Source organism: Duganella radicis (genome assembly GCF_009720825.1).
Lineage (GTDB): Bacteria > Pseudomonadota > Gammaproteobacteria > Burkholderiales > Burkholderiaceae_D > Rugamonas > Rugamonas radicis.
The window spans coordinates 63678-80723 of the sequence record NZ_WNKY01000007.1 but is presented as its reverse complement, the minus strand read 5'-3'; the positions used below and the strand labels follow the sequence as shown (position 1 = coordinate 80723).

Genomic DNA, 17046 nt, shown 5'->3' with positions numbered 1-17046 from the left:
ATTGAGTAGGTCGGTTCAATTGCCGCTGAGTGGCGACAGCGCGGGCTTGACGCCTTTCCGCATCAGGCGATCGGTGAGCCACTGCCGCAGCGGGATGTCGTAGAAGGTCAGGCAAACGTAGGCCACCGCGATGCAGGCCGCGAAGGTGGCGATGGTCCACGGCAAAGCCTCGGCCAGCGGCACCTTGCCTTTGGCGACCCAGGCGGTGTAGGCATAAACGAAGGGGTAGTGGATGATGTAAATCGGGTAGGAAATCGCCCCGATGAAGCTGCAAATCCGCGCGCCCAGGCGCGTGTTCACCTGGCCGCTGGCGCCGATATACACCACCAGCGGGAACACCAGCACGATGCACAGCGCGTCGTACAGGCCGTTCTTCCAGAGTTCGCTGGCGCCGCCAAGGCGCGGCAGGGCCAGCGCGGCGACGATGATGGCGCTGCTGAGCAGGAAAGCATGCTTGATGCGGCCCACCGTCACCACGCGCGACAGCAGCAGGCCGGCAAAGAATGGATACAGCAGGCGCGTCAGGCCGATGCGCATTTGCGCCGGGTCGAGCGACCAGCCGCCGATGACGTCGCCGTTCGGCCCGGTCAGGCAGTAGTGCACCAGCGCGCCGCCGGCGGCCAGCACGCACAGCGCCAGCACGGTGTTGGAGAACTTGCGGACGAACAGGGCGTACAGCAGATTCGCCACGTATTCGTAGAACAGCGACCAGGCCGGGCCGTTGAGCGGATGCATTTCGCCCCAGCCACGGATGTCCAGCGCGGCGCCGACCGGCATCAGGGTCATGCCGATGACCATCACCACCATCATCAGCCACAGCGGCGTGTCCTGGATCTTGGGGAAGATGGGGCTGGCCTGGAAATAGAACATGGCGGCGCCGATCAGCATGGCAACCACGATCATTGGATGCAGGCGGACCAGGCGGCGCTTGAAGAATTCCATGGCCGACATGGTGCGCCAGCGGTCGTCGTAGGCGTAGCCGATCACAAAGCCGGACAGCACGAAGAAGAAGTCCACCGCCAGGTAACCGTGATTGATGATCTGTTCGAAGCGGCTGGCGGCATGTGCCTCGAACAGGTGAAACGCCACCACCATCAGCGCGGCCACGCCGCGCAAGCCATCCAGGATGGCGTAATGCCGCTTGGTGTCGGCAAAGCCGACGGGTGCAGAACTGTTTACCACTGAGTCTCCTCCTTTGTTGGGGTGATAGGGATTACTGCCGGTTGGCCGTGACAACGTTTGCAAAGATCGGCACAAGAGCGAGCAGGCCAGCCAGCATCCAGAACGCGGCCGGCAAGCCCACCGTTTTGGCGACGAAGCCGATGCCGGCCGGGCCGGCGAGAATGCCGGTGATCACCAGCACCAGTCCGCGCGGCAGCACGAACAGCGAGCCTTCTTTTTTGCCCGAGCCTTGAAGCAGCCTGGGCGTCGCGAACAACATGGCGGCCGCCATCAGGCAGGCGCACAGCACGGTGCTGTGCAGGATGGTCACATGCCGGGAAAGCAGCAGTGTCATGAAGGCCGAGCCGGTGAAGCCGCCAATGCTGAACAGTGCGTGGAAGCGCGACAGGCTGGCGGGACTATCAGCGTAGAACACAGTGACTTTTCCTTTGGTTGCGTGTGAGTGAGCGGTGCAGACGGTAACATGGGGGAAAAGCCAGGACCAGCAACCGGTCCTTAGGTGGGAGGAAATCGTAAGTCGTTGATTATTATTGAATAAATTTCCAGAGGGAGGGGTTTTGCAACAAATCTTCACAAAACGAACTGGCGGGGCACGCTTTCAGACGGTGCTTGCAACAAAATGCAATAAAACGAAATCATTTATGCCGTTACCATCTCCGGTATAGTGCAATTTCCATCTACGTAAGATGTTGCGACCCACTCCATTTTTGCTGTTCCTCTCGCTCGCGCTGCTGGCAGGCGCGGCGTGCTCGCAGGAGTTGCGGGTATCACACTGGTGGAAGTCGGACAGCGAGCGCGAGGCGGCCGCTGTGCTGGCGGCGGAAGCGCGACGCGCGCACATCGGGTGGCGGGAACTGGAGGTTGGCGACGGCGTGAGCGTGAATATTATTTTGCGCAGCCGCGTGCTGACAGATGACTTGCCGGATGTGGTGCAGGTCAATACCGTGCCGGCGCCGATGTGGATGATTTCGGGACAAAGCCTGCCACTCGACGAAGTCGCCGCCGCCGGAGGCTGGGACCGGAAGCTGCTGCCCGTCATCGCGCGGATGATACGGTCGGATGGCGTGGTGCAAGCGGTTCCGCTAGGGGTGCACCGGGCGAACACCCTGTTTTTCAACCGCCGCCTGTTTCACAAGCTGGGTCTGCTGCCGCCGCGCGACTGGACCGAATTTGAAAAGACAGCCGAGCGCTTGCGTCGCGCGGGCATCACGCCGTTGGCGCAAAGCAGCGAGCCGGACGAGATCGGCTTCCTGCTGCAAAACATCGTGCTGGCCAGCGCCGGCCCCGCGTTCCACAAGCGCATCTATCTCGATGGGGATGAGGCGGCCATCGCCGATCCGCGCCTGGCGCAGGCGCTGACGCAACTGCGGCGCCTGAAAAGGTGGATGCCGCAGCCGCTGGACGAGCAGGGCTGGGTTGACGTGGTGCGGCGCTTCGTGGGTGGCGAGGCGGCCATGATGGTCGCCGGCGATTGGGTCAAGGCGCAGTTGCGCTCCGGCGGCTGGGTGATCGACGCGGATTTCGGCTGCGCGGCCGCGCCCGGCACAGCCGCTTATCATCTGTACGTCTTTGATGCGCTGATGATGATGAATGGCCGGGCGGAGGTGCGCCCGGCGCAGCGCAAGCTGGCCGCGCGCCTGATGTCGGACCGGGTGCAGGAGCGCTACAATTTCTTCAAAGGCTCGGTGCCGGGCTTGCGTCGGCCTGATTTGGCGGCGATGGACAGCTGCGCGCGGGAGTCGTGGCGCTTGCTGTCGTCCTCGCCCGATGCGCTGGTGCCCACGCTGTCGGCGGGCGTGGTCGGCGATGAGGCCAGGCGCACCGAGTTCTCCGCCGAGGTGCATCGTTTTTTCCGGGATGACCGCATCGGCGTCCAGGATTCCGTGCAACGGCTGATCAGGATCAGCCGTGCGATTAAAAAGACCAACTCCCCATGAAACGCAAAATCCTCGTTGTCGACGACGATCAAAAAATCCGCAGCCTGCTGAAGACTTACCTCGAAAAAAACCAGTTCGAGGTGCTGCTGGCGGAGGACGGCGCCAGCTTTCGCGCCGTGCTGGAGGCCGAAGCCGATGCGCTGTCGCTGATTATCCTGGACGTCATGCTGCCCGACGCCGATGGCTTTGGCCTGTGCCGCCTGGTGCGGCAGCGCTCCAATGTGCCGATCATCATGCTGACCGCCATCGCCGAAGAGACCGACCGGGTGGTCGGGCTGGAGCTGGGGGCGGACGATTACATGGGCAAGCCATGCAGCCCGCGCGAACTGCTGGCGCGCATCAAGGCGATTCATCGGCGCAGCGGCGTCGAGCAGCCGGCGGCGCCGCGTTACTTCCGCTTTGCCGGCTATGTGCTCGACATGGTTGAACGCAGCTTGCGCGACCCGGCGGGCGCGCGGGTGCAGCTGAGCGGCCTGGATTTTCAACTGCTGAAGATTTTTGTCGAACGGCCCGGCGAAATATTCGATCGCAACCAGTTGCACGAGGCGACGCGGGGGCGCGATGCCGGCCCGTATGATCGCTCGATGGACGTGCAGATCAGCCGCTTGCGCACGCGCCTGAATGATGACAATCGCGAGGCGCCGTTGATCAAGACGGTGCGCGGCATCGGTTATGTGTTCTCGGCCGAAGTGCGCAGCGGCGATGAGTGAGCGCTGGTACCGGCGGCTCGACGCCGCCATGCCGCAAACCCTGATGGGGCGGATGTCGGTCGCGCTGGTGCTGGCGGTGATCCTGAGCCAGCTGGTCGGCAACTGGATCTGGAGTGGCCAGGGCCGCGCCACGGCGGAGCTGGAAACCACCAGCGCCGCCGAGTCGGTCGCGAACAGCGCGGCGGCCGAGGTGCGCTTCTTCCGTAGTCTGCCGGCCAGCTACCATCCCACCATCATCCAGCAGTTCCGCGACATGGGCGGCACGCGCTTCTTCGCCACCATCAACCGCGCGCCGACCCGTTTTACCGAACTGCAAGGGCAGCGGCTGGCCGCGCTGGCCATCCAGCACGTCAACACCACGCTGAAGGCGACCATGCCGGCGGTGCGCGATCTGCGGGTTGCCTTCGCCTGGCCGGATCAATTGCAAGTCAGCGACGGCGTGATTATCACCGACCTGCCCGACAACTGGGTGCGCCACATTACGCTGTCCAAGGAAAAACCGGCGCCCATTCTGGTCATCCAGTGCGAGCTTGCCCCCGGCCACTGGCTGCTGCTGGCGACGCTGATGCCCAATCCCTATTTCCTGGAAGGCGGACAGTGGCTGACCAGCGAGCGTTTGCTGTTGCAGGGCGTGACGCTGGCGTTTGTATTGGCGGTGGCGATTTTCGTGGTGCGCTGGTCGACCTATCCGCTGGCGGAACTGTCCCATGCGGCGGAAGCCTTCGGCCGCGGCGAGCCGATGCCGGCACTGCCGCGGATGGGGAGCAAGGAGTTCCTCAGCACCGCGCGTGCCTTCGACGAGATGCAAGCGCGCATCCGCGGCTATATCGACGACCGCGAGCGCCTGTTCATCGGCATTTCGCACGATCTGCGCACCCCCATCATGCGGCTTAAGCTGCGCGCCGAGCTGCTGGACGAGGACGCGGCGCGCGAGGAATTCCATGAGGATCTCGACGAACTGGATGCCATGGTGAAGGCCGCGTTGCAGCATGTGCGCGACAATACCATCCACGAAAACCTGACCGCCATCCGGCTCGATGCGCTGATCGGCCGCATGGCGCGCGACGCCAGGCTGGCCGGGCACCACGTATCGTACGCGGACTCGGGCCTGAGCGTGGCGGCCAAGCCGGTGGCGTTCAAGCGCGTGATCGGCAACCTGCTTGACAATGCGCTGCACTACGGCACGCGAGCGGAGATCAGCGCGTACCCGGTTGGGGACCGCATCGTCATCGAGATCCGCGACCATGGGCCGGGTGTGCCGCCCGAGGCGCTGGATCTGCTGTTCGAACCGTATGTCCGGCTGGACCATGGGCGTAGCCGCAACAATGGCGGCATGGGACTGGGGCTGGGCATCGCCCGCTGGCTGCTCCAGAGCATGGGCGGCAAGCTCCGCTTGCATAACCACGCCGATGGCGGCCTGGTGGCCTCGATCGAGATCGCCTCCAGCGACCAGCAGCTGCGCGCCCCATCAGTCAAATAGCCGCTACAGTAGGAGGGATGTCGGTTAACCACAATGGCTGACTCGTCCGGTGCGATTTAATATGCCGGGTTTGATCATTTGCACGCGAAGGACAAATCCATGAGCCCATCCAACAACAATGCGGACGTGTCCGCCAAAGGCGGGCGTTTCTCGCGCCGCCGCTTTATCGGGGCGGCGGTTGGCGCGGCGGCGGTGTGGGGCGGCTATTCCGTGTTCTTCGGCGGCCAGTTCCGTGCCGACAAGGCGGACCGCAAAGTGGATGTGCTGCTGATTGGCGGCGGTATCATGAGCGCCACCCTCGGCGTGTATCTGGCCGAGCTGGAGCCGACCTGGACCTACGAGGTCTTTGAACGTCTGGACAAGGTGGCGGAAGAAAGCTCCAACGGCTGGAACAACGCCGGCACCGGGCACTCGGCGCTGTGCGAACTGAACTACACCCCCATGGATGAGCAGGGGAAGGTGCACATTTCCAAGGCGGTCGAGATCAACGAGAATTTTCAGATCTCGCGCCAGTTCTGGGCGCATCAGGTGCGCAAGGGCCTGTTGGGCAATCCGCGCGAATTCATCAATTCGACGCCGCACATGAATCTGGTCTTTGGTGAAGAGAATCGCGCCTTCATCCGCAAGCGTGTCGAGGCGTTGAAGGCGTCGCCGCTGTTCGCCGGCATGGAGATGAGCACCGACCCGGTCAAGATCAAGGAATGGATTCCCATCATGATGGAGGGCCGCAAGCCGGAGGAGATCGTGACCGCCACCCGTTCGCCGCTGGGGACCGACGTCAATCTGGGCGCGATCACGCGCCAGTTCTACCAGCACCTCAACCAGCGCGGCATGAAGATCTCGACCGGTCACGAGGTGCGCTCGATCACCCGCAACGACGATGGCTCGTGGCGCGTATCGGCGTTCGACCTCCAGGATAAATCGAAGGTGCAGACCGTCGATGCGCGCCACATCTTCATCGGCGCCGGCGGCGCGGCGCTGCCGCTGTTGCAGCTGTCGGGTATTCCGGAGGCGAAGCAGTATGGCGGCTTCCCGGTGGGCGGCGAGTTCCTGGTCACGGAAAATCCCCAGGTCACCTCGCGCCACTTGGCCAAGGTGTACGGCCTGGCCGACACCGGCTCGCCGCCGATGTCGGTGCCGCACCTGGACACGCGCGTGCTGGATGGCAAAACCGTATTGCTGTTCGGCCCGTTTGCCACCTGGTCCAGCAAGTTCCTCAAGAACGGCTCTTACTTCGACATGGCCAAGGCCACCACGCCGTCCAATATCATCCCGCAGCTCCAGGTCGGCATGCATGAATTCGCGCTGGTCAAATACCTCGCGCAGCAGCTGGAGCTGTCCAAGGAGGAAAAGATGGCGGCGCTGCGCCGCTACATGCCCGAGGCAAAAGACCAGGACTGGCGCTTGTGGCAGGCCGGCCAGCGCGTGCAGATCATCAAGAACGTGCCGGGCCAGGGCGGTGTGCTGAAGCTGGGCACCGAGGTGGTGGTGTCCGAAGACCGCTCGGTGTCGGCGCTGCTGGGCGCGTCGCCGGGCGGATCGACCTCGCCGGCCATCATGCTGTCGCTGCTGGAGAAAGTGTTCCCCGATCGCATGAAGACGGCCGCCTGGCACGACAAGATCCGCGAGATCGTGCCGACCTACGGCAAGAAGCTCAACGAGCATCCGGAACTGCTGGCGAGCGAATGGGCGGCCACCGCTGAAACCTTGCAACTGGCCATCGCCTCGCCAAGCCTGGACGGTTACGCGCCGGCCGCCGCCCCGGCCGAGAAGCCGGGGCCGCAGAAAGAAAGGCCGGACATCGCGCTGTAATCCGGCCAGCCTGCTCAGTTGGAGTAGAGCAGGCCACGTCCCGTGCCGCTGATGTAGATGCGGCCGTAGGTGTTCCAGTCGCCCGTCATGACGCCGATGCCGCCGAACTGGTGGGCGTCGTCGTTGAAGCGGCTCCAGCTGGCGCCGGCATCGTCGGAGCGGTACACGCCCCACTGGCCGTTGATCACGCCCACCACGTAGATCGCCGCCGAGTAGCTGGCGCCCGGCGCCGCCTTGCCCAGCGCGATCACGCTGGCACCCTGCACGCCGGCGGCGGTGGCGAAGTTGCCGAGCTTGGTCCAGCTGGCCCCCGAATCGACCGAGTGGTAGACGGTGTTGCCGTCGGCCAGCCAGAGGTCGCCCTCGGCGTTGGGGTTGACCGCCAGCGAGGTGGCCCACCAGGCGTTGGGCGCCAGGTTGGCCGCCGTCGCGCCCGCGCTCAGCGTGAAGCTGTGGCCACCATCGTTCGAGACGTAGAACTTGCCCGCCGTGCCCCACGACGCGCCGCCCGAATCGTAGGCGTAGACCTTGTTCGGATTCTTGCGGTCGGCCGCCAGGCGATAACCACGATCCCAGTTTTGCCCCACCACGGCCAGCGCCGGCAGATTGGTGGCGGTCCAGCTGGCGCCGCTGTTGGTGGTGTACGACGGCACCGAATTGGCTGGCGCCCAGACCAGGTTGTTGCGCGACGTCACCGCGATGTTGCCGGTGGAACCGATGTTGGCTTGCGCGCCGGCCGGCAGGGTGGCGAAGTTGCTCCAGGTCTTGCCGCCGTCGCCGGACCAGAAGCCGAAGCCGCCGGCCCCCGACCAGTTGGCCACGCCGGAGCCGGCGATGTAGAGCGGGTCGGCCCACGCCATGTCGGCGGCGTTGCCGTTGCTCCAGTTGGCGTTTGGCGCCAGGGTCGGCTTGGTGCCGAGGTCGGTCTGGAGCCAGGTGCCGATGTCGCCGGCGCTGTTGATGAACTTGTATGGCGCGCCGGCCGGCGGCGTCGCCAGCGACAGGGTGGCGGTTTCCTCGATGTTGGTGATCGCGCCGCTCCAGACTGGCTTGGCCGCCGAGGCGTTGCGGGTTTCGATAATGCCGCCGCCATGGACGTGCAGAATGTGGTCGCGGTTGCTCGGATCGATCTCCACGTCGTCGACCCAGCCGGAGGCGATCTCGCCACCGGTCATGGCTTCGATTTCGCGCCAGGTCTGGCCGGCGTCGTCCGACAGCTGCACGATCTGCTGGCCGCTCCAGTTGCCCCAGGAGTTGGTCACGCCCAGCGCGATGCGGGTGGTGGCGCCGCTGCCTTGGACCGACACGCCGCCCAGGCCGAAGTTGGTGCCGCCGGCCGGGTCCTCGCTCTTGAGCAGGGTCCATTTGCTGCCGTCGAACTTGTAGAAGCGGCCGGGGCCGCCGGCGCCCGGTCCGGCGTCCTTGGTGAACACGACATAGAACATGCCGTCGGCCGCGCGCACCATGTGCGGGATGTGGTAGCCGGACACCGGCGTCGGCACCGGCGTCCAGGTGGCGCCGCCGTTGCTCGACTTGTACAGGTTGGCGCTCAGGCCGGCCGCGCTGGCGTAGTCCGGGGCCACGGCGGCGTAGATGGTCTGGGTGGCGCTGGCGCCGCCCTTGGTGCCGGTGTCGTACACCACCAGCTCCACGCCCATGGCGCTGCCGCCGGCGGCGTTGACCTGGTCCTGGGTCATCTTGACCGATGACAGCGAGGTCACCTGGGCCCAGGTCTGGCCCGAGTCGCTGCTCTTCCACAGGCCGGCCGTGCGCGAGCCGTAGAACAGGATCGAGGGCTTGTTCGGATCGACCATCAGGCGCTCGCCGATGGCGCGGCCGGAATTGTTGCCGCCCAGCGGGAAGGGCAGGTCGACGTGGGTCCAGTGGGCGCCGCGGTCGCTGGAGAGGTAGAGCCGGCCGTTGCCTTCGAACGTGTACATGCCGGTGGCCATGTAGACCAGCTGGTCGTTGTTGGGATCGAGGGCGATGCTTTCGATGCCGTGGTATTTGCTTTCGGCGGCGCCGAAGCCCAGGCCGTCGGTGATCGGCGTCCAGGACGAGGTGGCCTGGTCCCAGCGATAGGCGCCGCCGATGTCGGTGCGCGCGTACAGCAGGTTGGCGGTGGTCGGATGGAAGATCAGGCCGGAGACGTAACCGCCGCCGCCCCATTTCACGCTGTTCCAGCTGGCGGCCGCAGTCGGCGTCGGGGTAGGCGTCGGCGTTGGGGTCGGAGTAGGCGTCGGGGTCGGGGTCGGCGTCGGCGTGGGTGTTGGTGTCGGCGCCGGCGTCGGCAACACCGGCGCCGCCGCGCCTGCGGTTCCGCCGCCGCCACCGCCGCCGCAGCCTGCCAGCATGATCATCACCGACAGGCCGACCAGGCGGCAAATCTCAGTCTTCAAAGGTCTCCGGGTACGCATTTTCACCTCTCATTGTAAGTATGATCGGTGCAGCATACGGACGCCGTATTGGCGCCGCAATTCTAAAAATTACCAATTGCCCCAATGAAATTTATCACCGGCGCCGTACAGGCTTAGCGGCAGCCCGGCAGCGCCACCTCGACCGTCTTGCCGCCAGCCGTCACGCGCACGCCCGGGCTGGCCGGCGCGGCGGCGCAGCGCACCACAAAGGCTTGCTCGCCGCGCAGGCCGGGGAAGTTGCCCTGCCACGGCGCGATGGCCAGCTTGCCGCTGGCCTGGTTCCAGCGGATGGCGCGGGTGGCGTACTCGCCCTGGGTGTAGCCCTGGCCGTCGCCGGCGTCGTCATACAGTTCGACACTGCCGTCCTGGCCCGGATAGACACGCAGCTCGACCGGCTGCTCGCTCTTCTGGTCGGCATATTGCACGTCCGGTCCCAGCGGCAGGATGCTGCCCGCGCGGGCGAACAGCGGAATGGTGGCGATATCGGCCTTGGCCGCCACCACCTTGCCGCCGGCGTAGCGCTTGCCGGTCCAGAAATCGAACCAGTCCTGTTTGGCCGGCAGGTAGACGGTGCGCACGTCGGTGTTGGGCGTCATCACCGGCGCCACCAGCAGCGCCTTGCCGAACATGTACTGGTCGGCGGTGGCGACGGCCTGGGCGTCGTTGCGGAAGTCCATCGCCAGCGCGCGCATCATGGTGCCGTGGCGGCTGGTGACGTCCCACGAGGCCGCATAAATATACGGCAGCAGGCGATAGCGCAGCTGGGTGGTATCGCGCAGGATCTTCTGGGTGGCGGCGTTGAAGCGCCAGATTTCCTTCCCTTCGCCGGTGCCGTGCACGCGGAACATCGGGTTGAAGGCGCCGAACTGGTACCAGCGCGTGTACAGCTCGGCATAAGCCGGATCGGCCGGATCGCCGCCAAAGAAGCCGCCGATGTCGGCCGACCAGTAGGGAATGCCGCTCAGCGTGAAGTTGAGCGCGGCCGGCAGCTGCATGCGGAACACGTCCCAGGTGCCCATGGTGTCGCCGGACCAGGTGAGGGCGGCGTTGCGCTGCTGGCCCGCGTAGGCCGAGCGCGTCAGGATGAAGGGCCGCCTGGACGGCGCATCCTTGCTCGTGCCTTCAAACACGGCGCTGGTATGCAGCAGCGGGTAGGCGTTGTAGACTTGCTTGCCGGGGCCGGCGCCGGTGGTCACCTCGCGCATCTGGCCCCACCAGCCGCCCAGCTCGGCCTCGCTGGCGTCCAGCCACCAGCCGTCCCAGCCGGCCTTGCCGAGCGAGCGGCTGATCTGCTCCCAGTACAGCTTGCGGCCGGCCGGCGCGTAAGCGTCGTACCAGCGGCCCTTGCCGGCCGGGTAGACGTTGTTGTACAGACCCGGATACAGCACGCCGGCCGCCTCCAGTTCGGCGGCGTTGCGGGTGCCGGCGTCAAAGCGGGCCCAGACCGAAATGATGGCGTGCACGTTCTGCGCATGCAACTGATCGACCATGGCTTTCGGGTCCGGGAAGCGGGCCGGGTCCATCTGGTGATCGCCCCAGGCGCCGGGCTGCCAGTATTGCCAGTCCTGCACCACAGCGTCCAGCGGCACCTTCATCTGGCGGTAGCGCGCGGCCACCTCCAGCAGCTCGGCCTGGGTCTTGTAATGTTCCTTCGATTGCCACAGGCCCCAGGTCCAGCGCGCCATCATGGGCGCGCGCCCGGTCAGCTCGCGGTAGCCGGCCACCACTTGGTCCAGCTCCGGCCCGAGGATGAAGTGATAGTCGACGCCCTGGCCCGCCTCGGACTGAATGCTCACGGCGTGATGGCCGGCCGGCAGGCCGACCTCCACCTGGGTGACGGCCGCATTGTTCCACAGGATGCCGAAACCGTCCGGCGTCACCAGCATCGGCACCGCCACGTCGCGGTTGGCCTGCTGGAGGCGCACCGAGCTGCCGCGATAGTCCAGCTTGCCGTTCTGGTGCTGGCCCAGGCCGAACACCGGGCCGTTATAGTCGTAGCCCTGCGTCACGCCGGCCTGGTCGATCTCGCGCCCGGACTCGGTCAGCAGCAGCTTGCCCTGCGTGTCGTGGAAGCTGACCTTGCCGCTGTCGCGCGCCACCCGCACTTGCAGCGCCGGCGTGGCCAGCTGGTAGTACTCCGGGGTTTCCGTCACGCGCCAGTCGACCTTGCGCGGCTGGGCGATGACGGCCGGGTTGTAATTGCCATCCCAGCCGGTGGCCGGGCCCGCCAGCACATGGACGATGCGGTCGCTCCATGGTTCGATCCGCAGCGTCCCCTGCGCGGTCGTCAGGCGCAGGCCGCGCGCGTCCTGGGTGGCGGCGTGCGCGGCCGGCAAAGGCGCCTCCGCGCGGGCCGGGATGGTCGCCGCGCACAGCGACGACAGGGCGAGCGCGACAGCCACGCGCAGCTGGGATTTCGTCATGGTTCTTCCTTGAATGAAAGGTAACGGAATCCGGATTCTAGCGATTCGGGCCGCGCGCCAACAGCGCTGGCGCCGGCTTTCGTCAATTACGTTCACAGATTTGGTGATTTTCATAATTGCCCGGCAAATTGCAAAATCGCACAATCGAACGGATAACGACAATCATGAACGAGGAATCCTGATGGAGACAAACCGCAATGCGGCGCGCCTGCTGGCGCTGGCCGCTGCCTGTCTGTGCCTGCCTTCGCACGCCGCCGAACTGGGCCTGGCGCGCATCTTTTCCGACCACGCCGTGCTGCAACGCGATCAACCGCTGACCATCTGGGGCACGGCCGACGCCGGGCGCGAGGTGGCCGTCACGCTGGGCGGCCAGACCGTCACCGGCAGCGCCGACGCGCGCGGCAAATGGCGCATCGCCCTGCCGCCGCAGCCGGCAGGCGGCCCCTACAACCTGAAAGTCAGCTCCGGCGGTCATACGGTCAGCCGTAGCGACATCCTGATCGGCGACGTCTACCTGTGCTCGGGCCAGTCCAATATGGAATTTGCCGTCAGCAACTCGACCAACGCCATCGGCGCCACCTGGGGCGCCAACAACACCCAGTTGCGCTACCTGAACGTGCAGAAAACCAGCGCCGCCACGCCGCAGGAAGAACTCAAGGGCGAGGTCGCATGGACGCCGCTGACGCCGAAAACGGTGGGCGACGCCTCCGCCGTCTGCTACTACATGGCGCGCTCGCTCCAGGCCCGTTACAAGATCCCGGTCGGCTTCATCCACGCCAGTTGGGGCGGTACCACCATCCAGAGCTGGATCACCGCCGATTCGCTCGGCACCCTGGCCGATTATCAGGCCGGCGTCGCCGCCTTGGCGCAATACGGCGCCGACCGCGCCGCCGGCATGCGCGCCGAGGAAGTGCGCAACGATGCCTGGTGGGACGCGCACGACCCGGCCGCGGCCGGGCAGCGCGGCTGGCGCGCGCCGGACTTTGACGACAGCGCCTGGCCCGCGGTCACGCCCAGCGGCTCGTGGAAAGACAGCGGCCTGGCCGGCTTCAAGGATTTCGATGGCGTGGCCTGGTATCGCACCAGCGTCACCCTGACGGCGGAACAGGCGCGCCAGGCCAACCAGCTGCATCTGGGACCGGCCGATACCTATGACACCACCTGGGTCAACGGCGTGCGCGTGGGTGGTTCCAGCACCCCGTGGGTCTGGCGCGACTACGACGTGCCGGCCGGCGTGTTCAAGCCGGGCCGCAATGTGATCGCCGTGCGCGTGCTGAGCGGCGGGCAGGGCGGCGGCCTGTCGGGCCAGCCGGACAGCCGCGGCATCGGCTTGGCCGGCGGCCAGCGGATCGCGCTGCCGGCGGTGTGGAAGGTGCGGCGCGGCAGCGCCCTGAAAGGGCTGTCGGTGCCGCCGGCGCCGTGGGACGTGCCGACCAGCCTGACCACCCTGTACAACGGCATGATCGCGCCGCTGCTTGGCTACAAGTTCAAGCTGGCGGCCTGGTATCAGGGCGAGTCCAACGCCGGCGCGGCGCAGGAATACCGTACCCTGCTGCCGCTGCTGATGCGCGACTGGCGCCAGCGTTTCGGCCAGCCGGAACTGCCGTTCATGATCGCCCAGCTGACTACCTTTGGCACGCCGTCCAAGGCGCCCGGCCAGTCCGGCTGGGCCGAGCTGCGCGCCGCGCAGGCCGCGTCCGTGGCCGGCGACGCCCATGCCGGGCTGGCGGTCACGCTGGACGTAGGCGACCGCTACGACATCCATCCGACCCAGAAAACCCTGGTCGGCGAACGCTTGGCGCGCGCCGCGCGCGCCGTGGCGTACGGCGAACAGATTGCGCCGGGCAGCCCGTACGCGGTGTCGGCCCAGCGCAGCGGCGACGACATCGTGGTCACCTTCCGCGATACCGGCGGCGGCCTGGCCACCTATTCCTCCGATCGCGCCCTCGGCTTTGAAGTCTGCGCCGGCACGGCCTGCCGCTATGCCGACGCGCGCGCGGCCGGCGACACCGTGCGCCTGCCGGGCGCCGCCACGGCGGAGGTGACGCGGGTGCGCTACGCCTGGTCCGACGCCCCGTTCGTCAACCTGTTCAGTGGCGACGACCTGCCGGCCGCGCCGTTTGAGCTCGATGTGCGCTGATGGCACGGGAGACCTTGATGCAAAAGAAAACACCGATCCGCTTGCGCCCTTGTGCGGCCCTGATTGCCATGTGCCTGTCGGCGCCCGTGGCCCATGCGGCGCCCGATCCGCTGGCGCCGGGCGCGCGCTGGAGCGCGTATGCCGCCGGCCGCGCCGCCACGCCGCCGATGGGGTGGAGCAGTTGGAATGCCTTCGGCACCGACATCGACGAAGCGAAGATACTGGGCTCGGCCCGGCGCATCGTCGACAGCGGCCTGGCCGCCAGCGGCTACCGCTACATCAACATCGATGACGGCTGGGCGCTGCGGCGCCAGCAGCCGGACGGCCGGCTGGTGATACGGCCCGACCGTTTCCCGTCGTCGGCCGGCGGCGGCGCCAGCAGCTTCCGTCCCTTCACCGACCAACTGCACGCGATGGGCCTCAAGGCCGGGATTTATTCCGACCTCGGCCGCAACACCTGCTCGCAGGCTTATTCCAGCGACGATACCGACCTGCCGAAGGGCAGTGTGCTGGAGCGCGAGGTCGGCCTGTACGGCCACGTCGACCAGGACATCGCGTTGTATTTCAGCGACTGGGGCTTCGACTTCATCAAGGTCGATGGCTGCGGCCTGCGCGCCTACGGCGCCGACAGCCCGAAAGTGCGCTCCGGCCAGTACCGGGCGCTGCCGCCGGTGCTGGACCTGCAATCGGTCAGCCGCACCAACATCCCGGCGGTGCAGGCGGAATTCACCGACATCAACCGCGCGCTGCAACGTCACAATCCGGATGGCGACTACCTGCTGTCGCTGTGCGTGTGGGGCGCGGCCGACGTGCGCGCCTGGGGCAAAAACTTCGGCAACATCTCGCGCACCAGCGACGACATCACGCCGGCGTGGGCGCGCATGCTGACCAATTTCGACAGCGCCTCACGGCGCGAACTGTACGCCCATCCGGGCAGCTGGAACGACCCCGACATGCTGTACATCGGCAAGGGCGATTTCGATGCCGGCCATCTGGTGGAGGCGCGCTCGCACTTCGCGCTGTGGGCCATGCTGAATGCGCCACTGATGATCGGCGCCGACCTGCGCAGCATGGCGCAGCCGTTGATGGACATCGTCGGCAATGTCGACATCATCGCCTTGAATCAGGACCCGGCTGGCAACCAGGCCACGCTGGCGTATGACGCCGACGACCTGCAAATCCTGGTCAAGCAGCTGGCGTCAGGGCAAAAGGCGGTGGCCATCTTCAACCGCGGGCTGGGACCGGTCGAGGCCGATCTCACCGCCGCGCATCTGAAGTTGCGCCAGGATGCGCCGGTCACGCTGACCGACCTGTGGAGCAAGGAAAAGACCAGTTTCACCAACGAGACCAAGGTGCGCGTGGCGCCGCGCGAAACGCGCATCTTCCGTGTCGACGGCACGCGCGTGCTGGCCGATGGGCTGTATCTGTCCGAGCAGACCGGCAATGTGAATCCGGCGGTGGACGGTGTGGTGCGGCCGCAGGCCGATCCGTCCATCTTCCGCTCGTCGGCCGGCTGGAGCGGCACCAAGGGCGCGGGCGAGCGGCCGATGTACGCCGGCTGGGGCGGCGCGCGCGCCGACAGCACGCCGTATGGCCAGACTTTGCAGATCGCCGGCAAGCCTTACGCCGCCGGCATCGGCGTCCTGGCCAATTCGCGGCTGGAGGTGCGCAACTTGGGGCATCGCCGCCTGAGCGCGCAGGTGGGCGTGGACGATTCCGCGCAGGACCGCGCGCGCGGCGTCACCTTCATGATCTATGGCGACGGCAGGCTGCTGGCCAGCAGCAAGGCGCTGCGCTGGGGCCAGCCGGCGCAAGCACTGAGCGCCGATGTCAGCGGCGTCAAGCTGATCGAGCTGGTGGCGCGCAGCGCAGCCGCCGGCAACGAGCAGTTGCCGGTCACTTGGGGCGAGGCGGCGCTGTTGTCGAAGTAATCTCCATCTGTGCATCGCCCGCGAGCGCGGCGATGCACAACATCTCACACCGGTCCACGCTGTCGCCGATTTGGCTAACGATAGCACATCAAGACTAACAAATAAGTTATGGATAATATCAGAAAATAGTGCTAACGTTAGCAATGTTGTCCTGCCTGGCAGGCGACATCCATAAAAACATAAGGAGACACGATGCACACATTTTGCAATCCCCGAGGGAGGGCGTGGACGTTGTTGCTCGGTTGCGCCGCAACCGTTCATGCAGCGGACTGGAGCGACAGCGCGATCGGGCTGAAACTTGGCGACCGCTTTGGCGAACCTGGCATTTCGCAGCCGGTCGAGAAGGCGATCATCGAATACACCTACGTCAGCGGCGACAAGCTGGGCAAGAATCTGCTGGTGGGACAGCTGTTGAAGTCGGACAGCGCCGACCCGGCCAACAGCGGTGGTGGCGGCGCGCAGGAGCTGTACGCCTTGTACCGCCGCACTTTGTCGCTGAGCGGCCTGTCCGGCCAGCCGGTGGCGTTCGGTCCCGTCAAGGACGTGTCGCTCGCTGGCCGCTACGACGTCGGCGCGAAGAACAGTCCGTTTGCGCCATCGCCGCGCAAGCTGTACGGCGGCGTCGCCTTCGACTTGGCGGTGCCCAAGGGGTATCTGGAGTTGGGCCTGTACGCCTACCACGAAGACAATCACAACGGCATGGTTGGCAAGGCGGTTGATTTTGATACCACCTATTGCGTCGATGCGGCTTGGCTGATTCCGCTCAACCTGGGCTGGCAAGCGGCATGGAAGGGCATCTTCTCGCAGATCGGCAAGAAGGGCGCTGACGGTTTCGGCACGCCGACCCGTCCGGAAACCTTGCTCCATACCGAACTGCTGTTTGACCTGAGCCACAGCGGCGCCAAGGCCGGCCTCGCCTACGAATACTGGCGCAACAAGTTCGGCAGCGATCCGCGGGTGGTGCCCGGATCCAAGGCCAATACCTTGATGCTGGTGGCCGAGCAGCACTTCTGA

Annotated in this window: 11 protein-coding genes; 7 read left to right on the top strand and 4 right to left on the bottom strand. The window is 66.1% G+C overall.

The window, feature by feature from the left end:
- Positions 1-15: 15 nt before the first annotated feature.
- Together GM676_RS09135 and GM676_RS32120 are read right to left on the bottom strand one after the other, a co-directional pair.
- Positions 16-1182, bottom strand: a complete 1167-nt coding sequence (locus tag GM676_RS09135) for an acyltransferase family protein (RefSeq protein ID WP_371866165.1) — start codon at positions 1180-1182, stop codon at positions 16-18.
- 31 nt (positions 1183-1213) lie between these two features.
- Positions 1214-1597: an MFS transporter gene (locus GM676_RS32120; protein WP_155463220.1), complete on the bottom strand. Its 384-nt coding sequence runs from the start codon at positions 1595-1597 to the stop codon at positions 1214-1216.
- Positions 1598-1868: 271 nt separating this feature from the next.
- Here GM676_RS32120 and GM676_RS09125 point away from each other — a divergent pair, with 271 nt between their 5' ends.
- The 4 genes from GM676_RS09125 (at position 1869) to mqo (ending at position 7121) form a co-directional block, all read left to right on the top strand.
- Entirely contained in the window at positions 1869-3119 is a 1251-nt protein-coding gene (locus GM676_RS09125) for an ABC transporter substrate-binding protein (protein ID WP_155463219.1), read from the top strand.
- A complete protein-coding gene (locus GM676_RS09120) occupies positions 3116-3829 on the top strand; it encodes a response regulator (RefSeq protein WP_155463218.1) in 714 nt (237 codons plus the stop codon). The genes GM676_RS09125 and GM676_RS09120 overlap by 4 nt, the downstream gene beginning before the upstream one ends.
- On the top strand, positions 3822-5309 hold the full coding sequence (locus tag GM676_RS09115) for an ATP-binding protein (protein WP_229262605.1): 1488 nt from the start codon (positions 3822-3824) through the stop codon (positions 5307-5309). The genes GM676_RS09120 and GM676_RS09115 overlap by 8 nt, the downstream gene beginning before the upstream one ends.
- A gap of 99 nt (positions 5310-5408) precedes the next feature.
- On the top strand, positions 5409-7121 hold the full coding sequence (gene mqo / locus GM676_RS09110; protein ID WP_155463217.1) for a malate dehydrogenase (quinone): 1713 nt from the start codon (positions 5409-5411) through the stop codon (positions 7119-7121).
- Between the two features lie 14 nt (positions 7122-7135).
- On the opposite strand, the gene GM676_RS09105 is transcribed toward mqo, so the two are convergent.
- Complete coding sequence (locus GM676_RS09105; RefSeq protein ID WP_308936683.1) at positions 7136-9520, bottom strand: WD40/YVTN/BNR-like repeat-containing protein; 2385 nt, start codon at positions 9518-9520, stop codon at positions 7136-7138.
- Positions 9521-9651: 131 nt separating this feature from the next.
- Positions 9652-11961: a glycoside hydrolase family 31 protein gene (locus GM676_RS09095; RefSeq protein WP_155463216.1), complete on the bottom strand. Its 2310-nt coding sequence runs from the start codon at positions 11959-11961 to the stop codon at positions 9652-9654.
- Between the two features lie 181 nt (positions 11962-12142).
- On the opposite strand from GM676_RS09095, the gene GM676_RS09090 reads away from it, so the two are divergent.
- The 3 genes from GM676_RS09090 to GM676_RS09080 all read left to right on the top strand — a co-directional run bounded on the left by GM676_RS09090 (position 12143) and on the right by GM676_RS09080 (position 17046).
- The gene (locus GM676_RS09090; protein WP_229262604.1) at positions 12143-14101 is read left to right on the top strand and encodes a sialate O-acetylesterase; all 1959 of its coding nucleotides are present in this window, start codon (positions 12143-12145) and stop codon (positions 14099-14101) included.
- 17 nt (positions 14102-14118) lie between these two features.
- Complete coding sequence (locus GM676_RS09085; RefSeq protein WP_155463215.1) at positions 14119-16032, top strand: NPCBM/NEW2 domain-containing protein; 1914 nt, start codon at positions 14119-14121, stop codon at positions 16030-16032.
- A gap of 192 nt (positions 16033-16224) precedes the next feature.
- On the top strand, positions 16225-17046 hold the full coding sequence (locus tag GM676_RS09080) for a hypothetical protein (protein WP_155463214.1): 822 nt from the start codon (positions 16225-16227) through the stop codon (positions 17044-17046).